Source organism: Paenibacillus sp. J22P90 (assembly GCF_059692195.1).
Genome location: NZ_JCAUAY010000014.1, coordinates 79,686 through 99,347 on the forward strand (window position 1 = coordinate 79,686; position 19,662 = coordinate 99,347).

The window sequence follows — 19,662 nt, forward strand, 5'->3', positions numbered from 1 at the left end:
GGGGCGATACGACGATGAAAATCAAACGAACACCAGGTGAAATCGCTTTTGATACAGCGAATGTTCTTCTGTTACTGCTCTTTTGCGCTGCGGTTGCCATCCCGTTAATGAATGTAATTGCGGGCTCACTCAGTTCAAATGAAGCCATTATCCATTCCGAGGTGTCACTTTGGCCTGTAGGCTTTAATCTACTCAATTACGAATTCGTTATCCAAAACGCAGTATTCTGGAAATCATTCGGGGTTACGATTCAGATTGTGCTAATTGGAACGGCCATCAATATGCTGCTGACGATTCTTACGTCCTATCCGCTATCCAAAGGGTGGTTGGGCGGCCGCAAGGCAATTCTTCTTTTCATCATTTTTACGATGATTTTCCAGGCTCCGATGGTACCGATGTACATCCTTGTCAAAAGCCTAGGCTTGCTCAACAGTATCTGGTCACTCATTATCCCAGGTGCGCTCAGCGCCTTCAATATGATGCTGTGCATCACCTTTATGCGATCGATTCCGGAAGAGCTTTTTGAAGCCGCTCGGGTGGATGGCATGTCGGAGTACCGGATCGTGTGGCGCATTGTGGCGCCGTTATCGATGCCGATCAATGTCACGCTGATTTTATTTTACGCAGTGGGGCATTGGAACAACTATCTCGCGCCGTTATTGTACATCACTGATCGCGAACTTCAGCCTTTGCAACTGTATTTGTATAAGCTCATCTCGCAATTCGATATGGATTCTGCCGGCGGGCAATCGGTCCTAGAACTGTCAACCGCTGTAACGCCTCAAGGTTTGCAGATGGCTACAATCGTAATCGCTACGATCCCTATCATTATTGTGTATCCGTTTTTACAAAAGCACTTCATTAAAGGGGCGCTCTTGGGTTCAGTAAAAGAGTAGGCGTTCCTTATCTGATTCCATAATGGGGGTGTTTCGGCAAATTCCAGTAATGTCCAGATGAATCTAACAAACTAACTATTTTATAATGAAGAAACTAGGGAGGGTCTATTCTATGAAAGTTAATTTTAAACAATTGGTTACGCTTGCAAGTGTGGTATGTATTGCGGGTGCTACGGTTGCCTGCTCCTCAAATAAAAGCGCCACAACAACGACACAACCTTCCGCTGCACCTGCTGCTAGCCAAAGTGCGACGCCAGCGGCTCCAGAGAAAATTAGCATTTTCGTCTCCAATAACGCGCAACAGATTCCAGCAGGCAAGTCCATGGATTTGACTACGGTTAAATATCTCGCACAAAAAACAAATACAGATCTCAACATCACCTTCCTGCCGCATGAGAACTACATGGATCAGCTCAAATTAAAGTTCGCTTCCGGCGATATTCCTAACGTTCACATGGTGTGGGGCATTGAGACCTCTGATCTGGTTATCAACGGTTTGGCGATGGATTTGAAGCCGTTGATCGATAAATACGGTCCGAATTTGAAGAAAAACATCCCGCAATCCGCATGGGACGCGGTTACATTGAATGGTAAAATTCTCGCGATTCCGCAACTAGCGCAAGGGAATGCACCAGCAGAACGTGTCATCTATGTACGTAAAGATTGGATGGATAAGCTCGGCATTAAGGAGCCGAAGACATCTGCGGAGTTCCTGGATATGCTGCGCGCTTTCCGTGATAAGGATCCGAACGGCAATGGCAAGAAAGATGAAATTGCATTCGCTTCTCGTGAGAAATTTGAGTGGGCAGATAACATTTTCGGGATGTATGGGGTGAATCTGGACTCCAACAGTCTTTACAATAATGAGGTAATGCCTGGCTTTGTGAACCCAAATATGAAAAAAGCTTTGGGCATGCTCAACACGATGTACAAAGAGAAGCTGATCGATACCGAATTCTTGACGAATACACGGGCGATTTGGGATCAAAAAATTAAGTCCGACCTTGTTGGCTCCTGGAACCACGTTGTTTTCGGCGCTTGGGATCCTTGGCAAAAAGAACTTAGCAAATTGCTTCCAGATAAAAAGCCAAACGTGCTCGCTATCGCAACGCCTAGAGGCGAAGGCTATGATGGGAAATTGGGTCGCGTAGAGAAGCCAGTATTGAAAACATTTGTCGTGCACAAAGATACGAAAAACCCTGAAGCTGTTGTGAAAATGTTCGATTGGCTCGTTTCCGAAGAGGGGCAACTATTCACGGAGCTTGGTATTGAAGGGCAATCCTACACCAAAGAGGGGACAACTCTTAAGTACAATGCAGACAAAGATCCTGATTTGAAATGGCGTTCCGCTGTGTTCCAAATGCATGGCTTCCATGAGCAAGCTCAGAAGGTGTTAATTAATAACGATGAAGCTTACAACAAGCTGATTCAAACGATCGAAACGTCCCGTAAAGAAGGTATCCCTAATCCGACTGCAGGTATGCCGCCTTCAGAAACGTTGACGAAGAACGCAGATCTTGGTTACAAAGGCTCTTTCCAAGAGGCAGCTGCCAAAATTATTCTCGGCGAGAAGCCGCTGGACTACTTTGATGAGTATGTTGCTAACTGGAAAAAACAAGGTGGAGATAAAGCAATCAAGGAATTAACCGACTGGTATAACGCAAACCGTAAGAAGTAAGTTTGTCGCATGACTCGTGCCCATCTGAAGCAGGTAGCATACTCGCTCAGGTGGGTGCTCTTTTATTGTTGATGTATTTTATTGATGGAAGGATGAGATCGGTGATGATAAGAAGGGGTAAAATGGGAAGATTACTCTCTCTCCTGTTAATCGGAACGATGCTGGTGGTGCCGTTCCAACCGAAGATTTCCTTGGCCCAGGTGTTGACAGAGGATCAATTGGGGCAAGTAGCTGATAGTGAGGTGCTCGTTTCGGATTTGAAAAAGGCAGGAGCTGCGCTCAATCCTTTGGCTCCGGCATATGGTACTTTTGAATCTGCACCCGTAGAGGGACAATCCTTTACTGAAGCATTGCGTTTTACGACGAATGTGCAACCCGCAAGTACGTATCTCTTACAATATGTTATTCCGATTGAGGCAAGAATTGAGAAAGATGATGTCATTTTGGCAACTTTCTACGCTAGAACAATTAGCTCGACAGTTGAGACTGCTGAGGGTACTTTGGGGTTTGTAATGGAAGAATCAGTAGCACCGAATAGTAAATCCATTAATGAGACGTTGATTATTCCTGCACAGTGGAAAAAATTTATTCTGCCGATTAAAGCCTCTTTATTAATGGAGGCGAATATCCCACAGATTGCCTTACGTCTAGGCTTCAAACCACAGGTGATCGAAGTAGCTAATCTTAAAGTTGTGAATTATAAGAAAGCGGTTACATTTGAAAGCTTACCAAGCACACCTGTTACATATGAGGGTATGGAAGAAGATGCACCTTGGCGTGCAGCGGCCAATGCTCGCATCGAGCAAATTCGTAAAGGTGATCTAACGGTTGAAGTGAAGGACGCAGATGGCCAACCTATCTCGGATGCTCAAGTGCATGTACAGATGACGAACCATGACTTCAAGTTTGGTACTGCCGTCAATGGGGACGTTTTATTCGGAACCGATCAGAATGCAGAAACGTATCGAACGAAGCTGAAGGAAAATTTTAACTCTGTCGTTATGGAAAATGGTACGAAATGGACTTTCTGGGAAAAGGATAAAAGTGAAACGGTTAAGTTATACAATTGGTTAGGTGAACATGGCTTCGATATTCGGGGGCATGTGCTATTATGGGATGGTTCCTCCCGAATGCCAGCGGATATTCCTGGTCTTTTGAGCAATAAAACTTCCTTAGAAAAAAGGATCCAAGATCACTTTCATGAGATCGGGGGCTACTTCCGAGGGAGATTGTACGATTGGGATGTGCTGAACGAGCCTGTTCTCAATAGCATGATTCGCAGTACGTATGCTGATCAGGGTGCACTCATGGCGAATTGGTTCAAAATGGCCAAAGAAGCGGATTCCACGGCCAAATTATATGCGAACGAAACGCAGATTCTAGGCATGGATGCTCCTGTCATCCAGAATTTCTCGTCTATTCTACAATCCATGAAGGATCATGGCGCACCGATTGATGGCATCGGTATACAAGCTCACTTTGGAAGTACGCCGGTTAATCCGATGGCTTTTTATGATCAACTTACACATTTTACACAATATGCACCAGAAATAGCGATTACAGAATTTGATATGAATTCACCAAAGGCAGATATTCAAGGGATGTTTACAAGAGATATCCTTTTGGCTTCATTTAGCCATCCGAATGTGGAATCATTCACCATGTGGGGCTTCTGGGATGGTGCCCATTGGCAGAGTAATGCACCGCTTTTCAAATCAGATTGGACATTAAAGCCATCAGGTGTGCAATGGCGCAATCTGATCTACGGAGCATGGTGGACTGACGTGAATGGAACAACTGATGCGGCTGGTCAGTATCAAACTCGCGGGTTTTATGGGGATTATGACATCACGGTTACGCGGAATGGTACAAGTCAGACGGTTAAGGCTTCTTTGCTAAAAGGTCAAGAGAATAAAGTCTCCGTCGTCTGGGGGGCGCCGTCTCAAGGCAATGTAACACCGAGCTTCGTACCTTTGCCGCTTCCAACGCAAACGGCAGAAATTACAGCACCAGTATGGCCGTATGGCAGTACATTCACCGTTTCGGAGGCGACACCAACATCGGTGACCTTCCATTGGCCAGCAGCGCATGATAATAAGAAGGTGGAAGGCTACCGCGTCTACAAAGACGGCAATCTCATGACACAAACAGCAGCCAATGTGACTAGTTATGATGTGACAGGACTAACGCCAGGTCAATCTTATGTTCTACGTGTCCAGGCCGTGGATGCGAACGGTAATTTGTCAATTGGAAGTCCAGATATGCAAGTTACAGCTAGCTCGCCTGCAGATCAGACGAGACCTGGGTGGAGTAAAGGGTCATATTTAACGGTTTCCAATCTAACTGAAACGGAATCATCGCTTGCTTGGCCGCAAGCTGTTGATAATGATGGTGTAACAGGCTATCGTATCTACGTCAATGGTCAAATTGCTGGTGACACCACCTCGCCTGTGTACACGTTGACGGGATTAACCGAGAACACGCTCTATACAGTTCGTGTGGAAGCGAAAGACGGGGAAGGTAACTTGTCTGCAGGCGGACCAATTGTGACATTCCGAACAGTGGGCGTGACCGATACGACTGCTCCAGCATGGTCGGCTTCTCCCCCAATGAATGCGACTGAATTGACAGCGAACAGTGTGAAGCTGGACTGGAACCCTGCTCAGGATGCTCGTGGTGTAACTGCGTATCGCGTATTACAAGGGAATGAGGAGATTGTGACGCTGCCAGCGACAACGAACTCTTTCCGAGTGGAAGGATTATCACAAAATACCTCATATACGTTCAAGGTAGAAGCTAGTGATCCGAGTAATAATTGGTCGGTGACTGGCCCAGTAACCACGATACAAACACTGATTAATTCTGACAGCTCGGCACCGATGTGGCCAATTGGCAGAATGTTAACTTACAGCACCTTGACCGATAAAACGGTGACATTAAATTGGACGCCAGCTCAAGACAATCTGGGGGTTACCGGTTATCGCGTGTTTAATAATAATACGGTAATTGCCGATGTGTATGGTAATGTTCAGAGTCTGCCTGTTACTGGTTTGGCAGCAGGACAACCGTATACATTCCGCGTGGAAGCCCGAGATGCGATCGGTAACTGGTCCATCCTCGGTCCAACCGTTAATCTTACAACGATTTCCGGTGTAGTGAACACACAAACTGTTCTTTATCCGACTAACGACGCTTTTGTTCAAGATTCAGATAAAGGTGGAAAAGGTACAAATTTCAATACAAATGTATTAAGGATAAAAGGCGACCTGGGACTTGGTAGTACTACAAACAGAAGGGCGTTTCTGAAATTCGATTTATCTACACTTACAGGTAGTGTGACGAATGCCACGGTTACCTTCTCTGTGTATGCGTTAGAAGCGTCGACGCAAGAAAATAATATGAGTCTATATCCGGTGAGTGATTACTATTTCGATCCAATCACGAATGCAACCAGTAGCACAGCTTGGAATGAGTCAGGAATTTACTGGAATAATAAGCCTGATGATTCATCAGCAATAAAAATTGGAACGGTAAACTTAATAAATGCAACAAAAGGTACGAAAAAGCAATTTACAGTAACTGCTCAAGTTGCTGCGGAATTCAATGGCGATAAAACAATCTCCTTCGAGCTTAAAGATGATAAATCATTAAATAGGTTCATGGAAGTTTTTTCAAAAGATACATCGGCAGCAGATGCCGGCAATAGGCCGTTCTTAACCGTTAATACGGATCAAATGCCTGTATCTACCTCAATTCCTACTTGGACCAATGGTACGTTGAATGTGGGCCAACTTGAGCCAAAGTCAGCCAAGTTAACTTGGTCGAGTGCACAGGATTTATTGGGTGTAAATCGGTACACGATTTATCAAAATGGATCGCCAGTCGCAACCGTTGGATCCGATGTGTATAGCTATGAAGTGACGGGGTTAACGCCATCAACTAGTTATACATTCAAAATCGAGGCAAGTAATTCAGGATTAGAATCAACCAGCGGACCATCTATAAATCTAACGACACCAGTTGCGGACAGCTCAGCGCCAGTCTGGTCACCGAATGATGTTTTTACCGCATCAGATGTGACTCGTTTCGGCGTAACCTTAGCATGGCCAGCAGCTGTGGATCAGTATCGTATCTCAGCTTATGACATCTATAATGGAAATAGCGTTGTAGGCTCTGTCTATGGTAATATGCTCTTTTATCGCGTATCAGGTCTTATTCCAGGGACGGATTACGTTTTCCATGTGAATGCACGCGATACATCAGGCAATAGCACTTCGGGATCTATTGTACATGTAACGACACTCGCGCCAGACACGGTTCCACCAGGATGGGGCTTAGGAAGTTTATTGACAAATACGGATATTTCTCCCTTCGGTTTGAAACTGAATTGGACGGCAGCAGCGGCTACGGATGATACAAGCGTTCATCACTATCGAATTGAACAGAATGGATTGGAAATTGCACGGGTTGCACCTTATGTAGGAAGCTACTACGTAAATGGTTTGAACGCTAATAGCGATTATTCATTTGCCGTGTTTGCAGTAGATGATGCGGGCAATCATTCACAACCGCTAGACCTCTCCGTACACACGCTGAAACTAGATACGATTACACCACAATGGCCTGCAGGTTCTCGCATCACGTCTGCAAGTGAGGCAGACCGGGAAACCCTGCACTGGGATGCGGCTGAAGACAACGTAGGGATTAAACAATATATCCTATATAAGGATGGCGTTCAAATCACGCAAGTTGAGGGTAGCACCACAGCATACACCATTATGGGGACTCCGAGTGCCTCAGCTGTCTACAAAGTCGAAGCACAGGACTTCGTCGGCAACGCGACCGTATTCGGACCGAGCACGAATGATCCAGAAATCCCAGTTCCGAGTGATGCTACAGCACCAGGATGGCCTGCGGGAAGCGCACTGACTCACGGAGCCGTAACAACGACAACCGTGCAGCTCTCCTGGAGCCAAGCGATTGATCGCATGGGCGTAACCCAGTATAAGCTGCTGATGAATGGGGAAGTCATTGCAACAACTTCCAACACTTCCTGGCAGGTAACAGGATTAACAGCGAACACAGCGTATACGTTTAAAGTGGAAGCCGCCGATGAGGCGAACAACTGGTCTAGCACTGGACCGAGCTTGCAAGTCCGAACACAAGCTGTTTCTAGCCCAGATGTGCCATCAACGGGTACGCCATCACCCCCGCCTGCCAAGCCAACGATTACCGTCGGCAACGGGGAAGCGCAAATTACGTTCCCGCCAGCAAGCGTAACGACGCAAGCGGGGAAAGTAACCGCAACTATCGATAAGGCAACATTGGAGGAAGCATTCAAGAAAACGGAAGCACAATCAGGTGGAGGCAAACAACCTGTCATCTTGCAACTACCGCAAGTTGCAGGTGCTAACAGCTATGCACTTGAATTACCAACGGAGTATCTAACCCAGCAAGCATCCACACACGGGTTGATCATTTCTACACAACTTGGCACGATTGTCTTACCTAGCAATGTGCTTGCCAATAACACGGAGGCAGCGAAACAATCCAGTATCACGATTAACATTTCGATCGATAAGCTGCCAGCACAAACCGATCTTAAAGGCAAAACAGGTGTCGTCGTGGATCTGCAGTTCACAGCATCCGGACAACCGCTGAAATTCGAGAGCAAGAACACGACAGTATCGGTAAGCATTCCATACGTTCTATCGGCAGAAGAGAAAGCACATCCTGAGCTGCTCAACGTCTGGTACGTGAACACTAAGGGAGAAGCTCAGCTAGTACCAACAGGCAGCTACGATGCTTCAACTGGAGAAATCAAATTCAGCACGAACCATTTCAGTACGTACGCAGTTTCCTACAGCAAGCCTGCATTTGAAGATTTGAATGCCACACCATGGGCGCAAAAATCCATCGAAACGCTGGCTGCGAAAGGGATTATTCAAGGGGTTAGTGCGCGAGCGTTCAACCCGGCTGCATCCATCACTCGAGCAGATTTCACGAAATTGCTTGTCGAAACCTTTGGTTTACAAGCGACGGCGGAGACGCAGTTCACAGACATTCCACAAGGTGCCTACTATGAGCGGGCTGTTAGCATCGCGAATAAACTTGGCATCGTCAATGGGATGGATGATAAGCACTTTAATCCGCAGGCAAGCATCACACGCCAAGATATGTTCGTCATGATCACGAGAGCATTGGCACAAGTCAACAAGTCATTGCCTAAAGCGAATAACGTAACACCATTTACGGACGGAGCTGACATCGCCACTTATGCAGTCGAGGCCATTCAAGCACTAGCCAAGCAAGGTTTCGTGGAAGGCAACGCCGGTAAAGTCAATCCGTTAGGCAGTGCCACTAGAGCTGAAACCTCCGTGATGCTGTACAGATTATTCCAGTACATTTACCAATAATTATAAAACTCTCGAACCGTGCCTATCCGTAGGCACGGTTTTTGTCATATTTTCATACTAAAAAGTACGATTCCTGCAGTAAATAAAACGCTTACCTCATTGCTCTAGTCCCAAATTGGGCATATTATTTAACTACTAGACGCTAAAATCACCATCGCTTTTCACAGGAGGAATATCCACTTGCTCACCATTATGGTCAAGACCCTGAAGCGTTCTCTGAAATGGAGATTGATCTCCATCATCGTGACGATTTTAATTTTTACCGTGTCGACAATCGGCATTTCCAGCTATATACAAACGACAAGCTCTGTTCGAAAAGACATCGATCATCTCAGTATGCAGGTACTCAAGCAGGCGAACATGAACTTAAACCGTTATTATTCGCAGTATGAGTTGGCCTTTCTTATGTTAAGCAACAGTTTGGAAGTGCGGGATTGGATGCGTGTTTCGTCGCCGACCGTTTCTTCGGAGCTCATCCGAACGTACGAGAGAATTAAGGACAATTATTTGAATCGCTTATTTTTGCAATATCCAGAGGTCTTGTCGGTCACCTTAGTGAATCCGAGCGGGTATGAGCAGCACTTCGTCAACACCTACGCGCTCCCTCTAAAATATTCGATCAAAAATGAACCGTATTTCGCGCAAAGCGGCAATTATGAGAAGGTCAAATTTATTACCGGCATTTCTGAAAATTATATCGATGCGACGAATCAGAAAATGAAGATTCCTGTTCTGACCCTATTTAAACAGCTGACTAACGGGTATCTGAAATTTGATATTTCACTAAAACCGTCGCAGAGTGTTATGTCACAAATTGATATTGCCAACTCGGGCGTTGCGGTCGTTATGGACCAGGCAGGTACGATCATTCATCATTCCCTCTCCGAACAAATCATGGGGCATATGGATGACCATATCGTGCAGGCGGTGAAAGATCAACAGGAGGGGTCTGTCTTCGACAAGTCGGGGAAAGAGCTCATTATTTTTCAAACCATTCAGATGACGGGGTGGAAAATTGTTGCGATTTTGCCCTATCAGGAAATTGCCCAAAGTATTAATTATACCCGAAATGTCACGATTGTTATTGCGATTTCGGCGTTGATTATATCGGTGTTGCTCACCTATTTTGCAGCTTCTTCGATCACAAGGCGAATTCTTGGTTTACGTAAAATGATGAAAGCGATGCAGCTGTCCAGCTCCTTCCATTTGCGGGCCGAGGTCGAGGGGATTGATGAGGTGGCTGATTTAAGTATTTCTTTTAACAATCTGCTCGGTCACTTGGAGCAATCGATTCATGATCACGCGGAGACGCGGGTTCTTCAACATCGGGCTGTCATATCGGCATTGCAGTCGCAGATTAATTCCCATTTTTTATATAACACACTCGAAACGATCAATTCCATGGCTGTCATTTCCAAGCAATCGCACATCGGTCATGTGGCTGTAAATCTCTCCAATATGCTGCGGTATACGTCGGATTTTAAAAATATGCAGGTCATCCTCAAAGAGGAAATCAAGCATTTGGAAAATTATTTGACCATTATGAAAGTCAGATTTAAAGATGAAGTCACCTACAGTATCGAGGTACCAGAAGAGCATTTGCAAGCAGTATGTACGAAAGCTCTCCTGCAGCCTTTGGTGGAAAATAGTATCAAACACGGCCGAGAAACGACCGGAGAATCCGTACATATTCATGTTAGCGGGGAAGTTGTGGATGGAGACAAGCTTTTGCTGACGGTTAGAGATAATGGTCCTGGCTTCTCAGTGGAAACGCTGGCTAGATTACGGCAAGAGCAAGCAGATTCGCATGCTCATCAGTATCGGCACAATCAGGTCGGGTTGTCGAATTTGATTTACCGTTTGCATATGTTTTATTCGGGCGAAGCTAAGATTACGTTTTTTAATGATCCTCTTACGGGTGGAGCGGTTGTGGAGGTCTTGCTGCCATTGCACGATAAGCTGGACAAATAGAAAGGGGACCACGGACAGATGAATAGACTTATGATCGTGGATGATGAGGATTTGATTCGGGAGAGCTTGGCGATCCAAGTAGCTGACATGGAGGGAGTCACGGTATCGGCGACGCTACCTAATGGCCGGAAGGCACTGGATTGGTTGAAGGATCATTTTGCGGATATATGTATGACGGATGTTCGGATGCCCCTGGTCGACGGTTTGCAATTAATGAAGGAGATCAATGAGCTCTATCCGTGGATGATTTGTATTGTGATTTCAAGCTATGATGATTTTCAGTATGCTAAAAAGAGTATTGAACTCGGCGCTGTGGATTATGTGCTGAAGCCGATGGATAGCGTCCTCTTGCAAGAGGCCGTGCAAAAAGCGTGCAACAGAGTCCGCAGCACCCGCCGCAACGAAGCGAATCAGCTCCTGCTGCACAAGCTGCCCGTGTATAAGCCTATGCTGGACCGTTGGGTAGAAATGGTGTTGTCCGTTTATTTGCATGGTCAGCCACTGATCATTGTCGATACGCTTGCGATATTGGAGGCATGGGTCGAAGGCCGTTATGAATTACTCAACGAACTGGCGATGGCATGGACGTCGCTTGTCATTGAAGAGCTGAAAAAGCAGGATATCCATGTGAACTACGAGGAAGGCGAAGATTTCGAGCTTGGCGAGCAAAGCTTGAAGCAATCCGATGTGCGGCAGTATTTCCGTCTATGTGCAGTTAGGCGGCTGGAGCAGGCAGCGAATATCCTCATGGATCGTGCGCGCAAAGCGAAAAACTTGCAAAAAGAGAGCGTAGTCGACCAAGTCAAACGGTATATCGAGGTGCATTACGCAGAGAACTGGGGTCTGCAGGAGCTGGCGGACCACGTCGCGATGAGCCGATCGTATTTAGCGAAGCTTTTTAAAGAGCAGGCAGGTATGACGATCTGGACGTATTGCGTCAACGTTAGAATGCGGAAAGCACGCGATTTACTGCTCACTTCCTCCTTGAAAAGCTACGAAATTGCCCTGCAGGTGGGATATGAGAACAGCATTCACTTCTCGCGTATTTTTAAACAATATCATGGCTTGAACCCGATGGAATATAAGGACCGGTTTGGAGGTAATTAGGGCACTTTGGCGGCATTTTCGTCGCATTCGTGCAGTAAATAACCTTTTTACCTCAGTGTTTTGGAAGCGATTTCAGATTATCTTAGAGGGAGGTCAGCACTGGCCAATTTGAGAAAAAGAGGTGCATGGATGATGATTTCAAAAAGAAAGAAGGTTTATGGTGTAATTGGATTAACCGTCGCGATGTTGGTAAGTGCAGCTCCACCGGCTTTGGCAGCAAGTACAGTGACCTTGTATAAGGAAACTACCTATCAGACGATTTGGGGATTCGGTGCCGCAGCCAACCACCCCGTGAATGAGTTGAAAACGAATTATAACGCCGCTACACAAGCGCAGATTCTGGATAAACTGTTTCGAACGGATGCCTCCAATGCGGGCTTATCGATCGTCAGGATGGAGATCAACCCGTATACGGCTGCGCAGGATGCTGTGCAGACGACGTTCATGCCTTCGTCCGGTGTGACCGATTGGAACACGGATCTGCATCAGCGCTGGTTCGCACAAGAAGCGGAGAATCGCGGGATGAACCAGTTTTATGCGGTGCCTTGGAGTCCGCCCGGCTGGATGAAGACGAACGGCTCGCCTAACAACGGAGGGCATTTGAGCACCTCGCAGTACGATAATTTTGCCAACTACATGAAAACGTATGTGAATCAATATCGGAATGTGTTCGGTTTTAATATTAAATGGGTCAGTGTGCAAAATGAACCGGATTTAGCTACGCCTTACGCTTCGGCGCAATATACGACGAGTGAGTTAGATCAAGTATCTGCGAAGGTGGCTGATGCTGTTCACAGCTTGAATCAGGGCGTGTTGGTCGGCGCGCCGGAGGGTTCGAATCGAACCGCTTCGAACAACTATATGACCAATTTTAGTACTTCGACACGGGATAAATTGGATTTTGTCGCGGTGCATGATTACAGCACGTATGTCGATGTGAATCATTTTGGGAAGCCGTTGATCGCGACTGAGGTTAGTAATTTCCAAACCGCCAACGATCCGAGCATCACGGATGGGTTGAAGTGGGCGAATATGATTGCTGCCGATTTGAAGCGAGGCGAGCGGGGCTGGTTGTATTGGTGGGCGGTGAATCCTGCTGCCAGCACATCAGGTGAAGGGCTCATCAATTTAGGCGCGAATAACGCGTTCACCGTGAATAAAAGGCTGTATGTGATGGGCCAATTCAGCCGCTATCTGCGGCCGGATGATACTCGCATCCTGGCGGCTTCGAGCGATAGCAACCTTGTTGCAATCGGGGGCAAGAATGGCACGGGTCGCGCATCGGTCGTGCTGATAAATAATAGTACGTCTGCAATTACGACGACGATCAGCGGTCTAACGATGGCTAATGTGTCTGGAAGACGAACAAGCGCCACCGAGGATTTAGCTAAATTAACGGACATCGCTGTGACCGGCGGAGAGATTACCGTAACGTTACCGGCTAAGTCTGTGACAAGCTATGTGGAGTACTAAGCGGATAGTAGTTTAACCGCAGCCTGATTTGGGCATCCTTTTACTAGAGTGATAGATTCTAGTGAGAGGTGGCGTTGAAGCTATGACAACGGAAGCGTTGAAGATCGGTAAACCCGTCATTCCTAGCAAAATCGCAGAATCCATAGAGAGCCTGCGAAGTGAAGGCTGGGCCGACGACGATTTTTTTAACTTTGCGCGCTATGATGAGGAGTCTGCTGAGGCTCGTATGTTATATCACTATTTTCGGAATAACCGCGTGACCTTTGCGGCGGCAATCATTAATAGCTACAGTGTGCATGAGGTGCAGCAGTAGGCGTGGTAAAGAGGAGACCCTTACCCAGCATGGCTGGGTGAGGGTCTTTACTTACACGATCAAAACGCTTTGATGTCATGTTATGTGACTATAAAAATCTAAAAACCTTATTTTTATCACTTTCATAATTTTAATGTAATAATACTTGACACATAAAATCTCTCCCCTTATAATTCAATTAACCGCACAACGTTGTGCAACTAATATACGAGGCAATGGCGCCTATCCTACCACAGGATAGGCGTTTTCTGTCTTTTTGAAAGGGTGAATACGATGATGAAACGCATGAAGGACGTTGTTTTGTTTATCCAATGTCTGCCTGTTGCTTTGAGATGGTACTAAGCGTTCATGTTAGGTTTCACTACGTGTAAGCTCATATTGCTGTAAGCGGCCTCTAGAGGCGATCACTTATTACCAGGTGACCGCTTTTAGAGGTTTTTATCTTATCTTCATACTTTGGGCAAACTTTCATGATACGATGTTGCCATTGTGTATGTGATTGGAGGAAAGTGGAATGTCAGACGAACGGTTAGCCGTATTAAATGTACATATTGATCAAGCCGGGTACGATGAGGTGCCGGATATTATTAAGGGAATTCAGTTCACGGTGAGGCAAGGTGAGCTTGTAGGATTGTTAGGACCGAACGGCGCCGGCAAAAGTACGACAATTAAGAGCATCCTCGGCTTACTGAAGGATTTTAAAGGCAAAATCTCCTTTATGGGTGAGAGCAAAAGCTACGCCTATATTCCCGAGCACCCGATTCTGTATGATGAATTGACACTTTGGGAGCATATGGAATTCGCCGCTTCGGTGTATGAGCTGGATCGCACGGTGTTTCTAGAGAGAGCAGATGATCTGTTGCACCGCTTCCGTCTACTTGATGAGAAGCATCAATTGCCTGGGAAATTTTCGAAAGGGATGCAGCAGAAGATCATGCTCATTCTTGGCTTTTTGTATAAACCGGATGTGTACATTGTGGACGAGCCGTTCATAGGCTTAGACCCGAAGGCGATTAAGGATTTCTTGGGGATGCTGGAAGAGGAACGCAAGCGTGGCGCAGGTATCCTGATGAGTACCCACGTGTTAGATACGGCGGAGCGGATCTGCAGTTCATTTGTGCTGCTTTCGGGCGGCAGATTGGTAGCAAACGGTACATTGCAAGACATCCAACAACAATGCGACATGCCGGATGCCACCTTGTTCGACTGCTTCCATTCTTTATTATGAGAGGGGGCGAGAGTGGGTTGAACAGCAGCTATCAGGTTTTTACACGTAGAGTTCGCTCAGACATACATTTCCAGATTCGGGCGTTGCGTATGGCAGTCGATTGGGTGATCGCGATTTATTTTGTCATTCCGCTGCTGATCGTTGCGGGCTATCATTATTATGCGTGGTACATGACGCCGCCTGCATGGTTAAGCGGGATTTCGATTCATACGGTGGCAACCCTTTTCTATATTTTCACATGGTTGGGTACCCTGCGTTACTTTGTGGAAGAGGGAGATCAGCTATTTCTCAGGCAAAATGAAAGCTGGTTCCGACATCTCATGCATCTCGGCTATCGGTATTCGGTGGTGCTGCAAGGGATTACTTCGTTGCTGGCAACGCTTCTTTTTCTGCCATTATTAGTGCCTGTTTATGCGTATAGCGTCACGCAGGTCATCTGCTTCTGGCTGCTGACGTATGTGGTGAAGCTGAATATTGGCCTCATTCGCCAACTGCTTGCACTTCGCTTTCAGAGATTCGTACTCTGGCTGCTGCGCATTGTGGTATTTGCAGGCGGGTTCGTCTTATTTCAACTATTAGTCACGGAAATCGCGGAACAAACTCTCATTAGCTGTGCTGCCATAGGGCTAGGCCTGCTAACCTTCATCCTTCTAACCCGGACGCGGCTGCGTGAAAAAGGGACCTTCTTCGCAGATGTCGCAAGAGAGCGAGATGCGCGGATGCGTATCGTCTCCTTGATGTTAATTCGTGTAATGGAGCGGAAAAGAAAGCCGACACGCAGGTACCCGCTTTTATTCAGCAGATCCCAGCGATTGATCAAAGGCAAGGGCGCTGGCAATGGGATTGCGGAGCTGTTAGTGAAATCCTATTTCCGCAATGGTCTACAATGGCGACAATCGATTCAATTTGTGATCGTCATCAGCGGAGCCTTGTTTATTTTGCCTGGTGCGATAAAAATTCTCGTCTGGGTCCTCGCGGCCATCCTACTCGTCTTCTGGCGGAAATCGTTCTGTAAGGATGAGCTGACGACACCGTTTTTGTCACTTTTTCCAATTCAAGATCCGATGAAACACCAGGCGCTTCAAACCGCCATTCCCATCCTAGTTCTGCCGGCACTCGTAATTATTAGCTTAGTTGCAGGCATCTCGATGTTCACTTGGTGGGGGCCGATTGTGATGATCGGAGCCGCGGTGCCGTTAGCTTACGGAACTTCATCGGTGTTTACGAGCTGGTACTGAGTAGTACGAGCACAGGGAGTTAGCAAGGTTAGCCAAGCACGATGGCTAACCTTTTTTCATTTTCGAGGTCGCAACAGGTACCATTCCACGACTAACAGATTTATTAACAAACCAATCCAAACGTTAATGTTCAAAATATCAGCGACCATTTGCTCCCTACCACCTTCGGGAAGTTTGAATCCATGCATAGCCAGATATAGCAAAATGCAAACCGGCACGATCACTCTGGAAGTGGTAGCGACTAAGGTGACCGCATAGCTGCGAATCATCCAGCTGCGATGCTGCGGGATTTGTCCTTTGACCGCATAACGGAATCCTTTCCAGGTCGTGATGAGCCACAGCACACTAAGAGCGAGGAAAGCCATAGCTTTCGTAAAATTTTCCGCGTAAAAGCTTAAGACGAGACCCAGGATGCCGCTGCCCATCACACTGCTCACATAAATGCGGCCTAAAGCCCGATGCCATGCGGGATAACTTGCTCGAAAGCGTGCGTGAAACTGAAATAATCCGCTGATCAGCCCGATCAGTGCAAGTGCAATATGAAGCGTGAGCACCGTGTAGTGCAGTGAGAAATCCTTATTAATTAAAACTCGGCTATTCGCAGGATTTAAGGTGATATAAGGGAATATCGCCACGACCGCCACCGCAATAATGATGACAATTGAGATAATTCCTAGCTGTTTACTCATAGATAGCCCCCGTTTGTTTACTCACTCCTCTCTCATAGTACAACTTAAATCTAAATAGGCGCTTATCTAATTATTAAAATAAACTAAACAATCGGAAGTAACGAGGAAATACTCTCCTGGGAATTATGTATTTTAGTGCAAATTGTTATGTCATTCAATGCATGTATCTAAATGCAGATTACCACTATGATTAGGTCATGAGTAACAAAATAGTGCAAAGATACTGGAGGAGTATATATGTTGCATCCATTTATGGGAATCCAAGATTGGGATCGTATCGGAATGTCTGTAGAGGAATCAGCCAAAGCATTACAACGTATTGCCTATGTAGACCGTCAATTGATGCGGATCGAGGCCGGTCATATGGCTGCTAGACCTGAATATGAAATAAAAGGAGCCCTTGCGCGCTTAAGCTCGCAGGATGCGGAGTACCATGATCAATTCCGTACTCGGATTAAGCAGCTGCGCATGAGCACCGTGGCATTCGATAAATGCCCAGATGTAGCGCTAAACGAGCTGATGCAAACGGTGCTGAACTCGGGGACGACTTTGTGTTTGTTGACAGCGCTTTTTGAAGTGGTGAAACCGGCACAAATTGCGGCGATCCATGCTTATCGGGGCAAAGCGCAGCCGTTGGTGGATGAGCCTACGCTGCATATATTGAAGCATCAACTTATTGATCGCGAGGAGCAAATGGATTGGGGACGCAATGCGCTTCAGTATTTGTTGCAAACCGCATCCGAAGCTGAGAAGGAACAAGCGGGGCACTGGAGAATGTATGTGGAACAGCTCCTTGCAGCCGCAGGGGGGATTACGGGATGGGAAGAACGGATTCCTGTGGATCCAGCTGTTCGGTTCGTAACGGAGCCTTTCGTTATGCCGCACACGAGTACGAGAGACAGTCGTTTTCAGTCACAAGTTGTGAAAATGCAAGGGTTTGACATACCAGACAACGAGGAAGGTCGTTTCATGCAAATGATGCTATCTCGCTATTTCGAGATGTCTCCTGCGGAAGGCGTAGCTTATGTTCATTTCACAACAGAGGGCAAGCCATGGCAGTTCTATCGCGACACGGCTAGACATATGTGGGATGAAGTGCGTCATAGCTGGTTTGGCGAGGCAGCGCTTCGGGTGAAGGGGTACGATGTGTATCAATTCCCAAACTGGACGGGGTGGTACGATATGACAGCACAGCTGTTCGAGGGCACCGAAGCATACTCGCATCTGACGATCGCCATTGAAAAGGCGGCCATGAAGTATCCGCCAGGTAAGCGCGAGGAGTGGGAGTTTTGCCGAGATGTTGCGAAGGATCCGCTCATGACGACGTTTCAGGATTTTGACTGGGCAGATGAAGTTGTGCATGCAGGGTTCGGCCAGCGTTGGATGATTGAAGATGTTCATGGCGGGGATGCGCGTGCGGCGCAAGAGGAAGCGGAAAGAACGGTACAAAAACGCGCTGTGTACATGCAGGCGCATGGTGATATAGCCAAAAACAAACCGGCAGGCAGCCTAGGAGGATACTGACGAAGATGACGACCAAGTTTGATAACGCACGTGTTAATGATGGCTCTAATCTTCCTCCACGGCTGGAAATCCAACAATCCATGTGGGCGATGATGGCGCTGGGGCCAGATGGGACGGAACTGCCGCTAGAAGCGAAGTTCGAGCGAATTGCGAACGCTGGCTTTACTGGTATTTTAGGGAGAGTTCCTGAGGCTGAGCATCGAGAATTGTGGAAAGGGTTGCTGGGCCAATACGGGTTCAGCTTCGGTACACATTGCTTTCCGTTCAGCGGCGGCGATTTAGCTGCGCATATGAAGCATGCGAATGATATCGATATGCTGTATGTGAATGCGCAGGTGGCAGATTCGTTTACTGTGGGGGATGAGGCCATTGGGCTCCTGGCTGAGCTCGGTGCCGTGACGGCTGAACACCAAGTTCCTTTTTATGTCGAGACGCATCGGGGCAAAATTACACAGGATTTGATCCGCACCGTACGATACGCGCAAGCGCTTCCGGACTTGCGTTTTACGCTCGACATCTCCCACTATGTGCTAGCAGGGGAAATGACGGAGAGACAAGAAAAAGCAGAGCTTTTACTCGACACGGTGCTGCAGCGCACGTCCGTCATTCATAGCCGAATTTCCTCAGGTGAGCAAATTCAAGTAAGTGTTGGCTACTCCGATGCGATGCTGGGGCGCTTTGAGCAATGGTGGACGCAAGCGATGCGCTATTGGCTGCAGGGAGCTAAGCCGGGCGATGTGCTGCCGTTTGTTTGCGAGCTTGGACCTGCGCCATATGCGATCATCGGGGCGGATGGCAAAGAGCTCTCCAACCGTTGGGAGCAGGCGTTGTTGCTGAAAAGCATCGCGGAAGCTTGCTGGAAACGAGCCTCTGGCGAGTAGGGATAAAGGTTGAACGAGGAGTGATCCTTGTTCAACCTTTTTTTGTCTATAACATGGAGAAGACGCTCGTTAGCAAAAATATCGTTATGAAAACATCTTAATTGCTCGTCTGGTAGAGAATTCAGAAGAATAGAGTTATGGTAGAGTGTTATTTTGATCTAAACGGCCGCATTCCGCTCATTTTGATCGAAATAGCGTTATTTCGTAGCGCTACTTTTTCCCAGAAGATGCATGTGGAGCAAATAGCG

General features: G+C 47.0%; 12 protein-coding genes. 11 read left to right on the forward strand and 1 reads right to left on the reverse strand.

Annotated features, from left to right (window positions below; translation table 11 throughout):
- Positions 1–14: 14 nt before the first annotated feature.
- The 9 genes from AC58UX_RS30255 to AC58UX_RS30295 all read left to right on the forward strand — a co-directional run bounded on the left by AC58UX_RS30255 (position 15) and on the right by AC58UX_RS30295 (position 16,320).
- Complete coding sequence (locus AC58UX_RS30255; RefSeq protein ID WP_497259772.1) at positions 15–896, forward strand: carbohydrate ABC transporter permease; 882 nt, start codon at positions 15–17, stop codon at positions 894–896.
- A 112-nt stretch (positions 897–1,008) separates the two neighbouring features.
- Positions 1,009–2,574: an extracellular solute-binding protein gene (locus AC58UX_RS30260; protein WP_497259774.1), complete on the forward strand. Its 1,566-nt coding sequence runs from the start codon at positions 1,009–1,011 to the stop codon at positions 2,572–2,574.
- A gap of 122 nt (positions 2,575–2,696) precedes the next feature.
- Positions 2,697–8,990: a fibronectin type III domain-containing protein gene (locus tag AC58UX_RS30265; RefSeq protein ID WP_497259776.1), complete on the forward strand. Its 6,294-nt coding sequence runs from the start codon at positions 2,697–2,699 to the stop codon at positions 8,988–8,990.
- 180 nt (positions 8,991–9,170) lie between these two features.
- Entirely contained in the window at positions 9,171–10,961 is a 1,791-nt protein-coding gene (locus AC58UX_RS30270; RefSeq protein ID WP_497259778.1) for a cache domain-containing sensor histidine kinase, read from the forward strand.
- Positions 10,962–10,979: 18 nt separating this feature from the next.
- A complete protein-coding gene (locus AC58UX_RS30275; protein WP_497259780.1) occupies positions 10,980–12,068 on the forward strand; it encodes a response regulator in 1,089 nt (362 codons plus the stop codon).
- Between the two features lie 129 nt (positions 12,069–12,197).
- A complete protein-coding gene (locus AC58UX_RS30280) occupies positions 12,198–13,541 on the forward strand; it encodes a glycoside hydrolase (RefSeq protein WP_497259782.1) in 1,344 nt (447 codons plus the stop codon).
- Positions 13,542–13,623: 82 nt separating this feature from the next.
- Complete coding sequence (locus AC58UX_RS30285) at positions 13,624–13,854, forward strand: hypothetical protein (protein ID WP_497259784.1); 231 nt, start codon at positions 13,624–13,626, stop codon at positions 13,852–13,854.
- 514 nt (positions 13,855–14,368) lie between these two features.
- Positions 14,369–15,082 carry an ABC transporter ATP-binding protein gene (locus AC58UX_RS30290; protein ID WP_497259786.1) on the forward strand — a complete coding sequence of 238 codons (714 nt, stop codon included), beginning with the start codon at positions 14,369–14,371 and terminating at the stop codon, positions 15,080–15,082.
- 17 nt (positions 15,083–15,099) lie between these two features.
- Positions 15,100–16,320: an ABC transporter permease gene (locus AC58UX_RS30295; RefSeq protein ID WP_497259788.1), complete on the forward strand. Its 1,221-nt coding sequence runs from the start codon at positions 15,100–15,102 to the stop codon at positions 16,318–16,320.
- Between the two features lie 56 nt (positions 16,321–16,376).
- Here the strand turns inward: AC58UX_RS30295 and AC58UX_RS30300 are convergent, their stop codons facing one another.
- Positions 16,377–17,009, reverse strand: coding sequence for a DUF2306 domain-containing protein (locus AC58UX_RS30300; protein WP_497259790.1), 633 nt, complete (start codon positions 17,007–17,009; stop codon positions 16,377–16,379).
- Between the two features lie 237 nt (positions 17,010–17,246).
- Between AC58UX_RS30300 and AC58UX_RS30305 the strand changes: the two genes are divergently transcribed.
- Both AC58UX_RS30305 and AC58UX_RS30310 read left to right on the forward strand, forming a co-directional pair.
- Positions 17,247–18,533: a hypothetical protein gene (locus tag AC58UX_RS30305; RefSeq protein WP_497259792.1), complete on the forward strand. Its 1,287-nt coding sequence runs from the start codon at positions 17,247–17,249 to the stop codon at positions 18,531–18,533.
- A 5-nt stretch (positions 18,534–18,538) separates the two neighbouring features.
- Complete coding sequence (locus AC58UX_RS30310) at positions 18,539–19,414, forward strand: sugar phosphate isomerase/epimerase family protein (RefSeq protein ID WP_497259794.1); 876 nt, start codon at positions 18,539–18,541, stop codon at positions 19,412–19,414.
- The last annotated feature ends 248 nt before the right edge of the window (positions 19,415–19,662 follow it).

Coding starts and splice junctions, on each gene's coding strand:
- AC58UX_RS30255 (WP_497259772.1), top strand. CDS start 15: ATGAAAATCAAACGAACACCAGGTGAAATCGCTTTTGATACAGCGAAT.
- AC58UX_RS30260 (WP_497259774.1), top strand. CDS start 1,009: ATGAAAGTTAATTTTAAACAATTGGTTACGCTTGCAAGTGTGGTATGT.
- AC58UX_RS30265 (WP_497259776.1), top strand. CDS start 2,697: ATGGGAAGATTACTCTCTCTCCTGTTAATCGGAACGATGCTGGTGGTG.
- AC58UX_RS30275 (WP_497259780.1), top strand. CDS start 10,980: ATGAATAGACTTATGATCGTGGATGATGAGGATTTGATTCGGGAGAGC.
- AC58UX_RS30280 (WP_497259782.1), top strand. CDS start 12,198: ATGATGATTTCAAAAAGAAAGAAGGTTTATGGTGTAATTGGATTAACC.
- AC58UX_RS30285 (WP_497259784.1), top strand. CDS start 13,624: ATGACAACGGAAGCGTTGAAGATCGGTAAACCCGTCATTCCTAGCAAA.
- AC58UX_RS30290 (WP_497259786.1), top strand. CDS start 14,369: ATGTCAGACGAACGGTTAGCCGTATTAAATGTACATATTGATCAAGCC.
- AC58UX_RS30300 (WP_497259790.1), bottom strand. CDS start 17,009: ATGAGTAAACAGCTAGGAATTATCTCAATTGTCATCATTATTGCGGTG.
- AC58UX_RS30305 (WP_497259792.1), top strand. CDS start 17,247: ATGTTGCATCCATTTATGGGAATCCAAGATTGGGATCGTATCGGAATG.
- AC58UX_RS30310 (WP_497259794.1), top strand. CDS start 18,539: ATGACGACCAAGTTTGATAACGCACGTGTTAATGATGGCTCTAATCTT.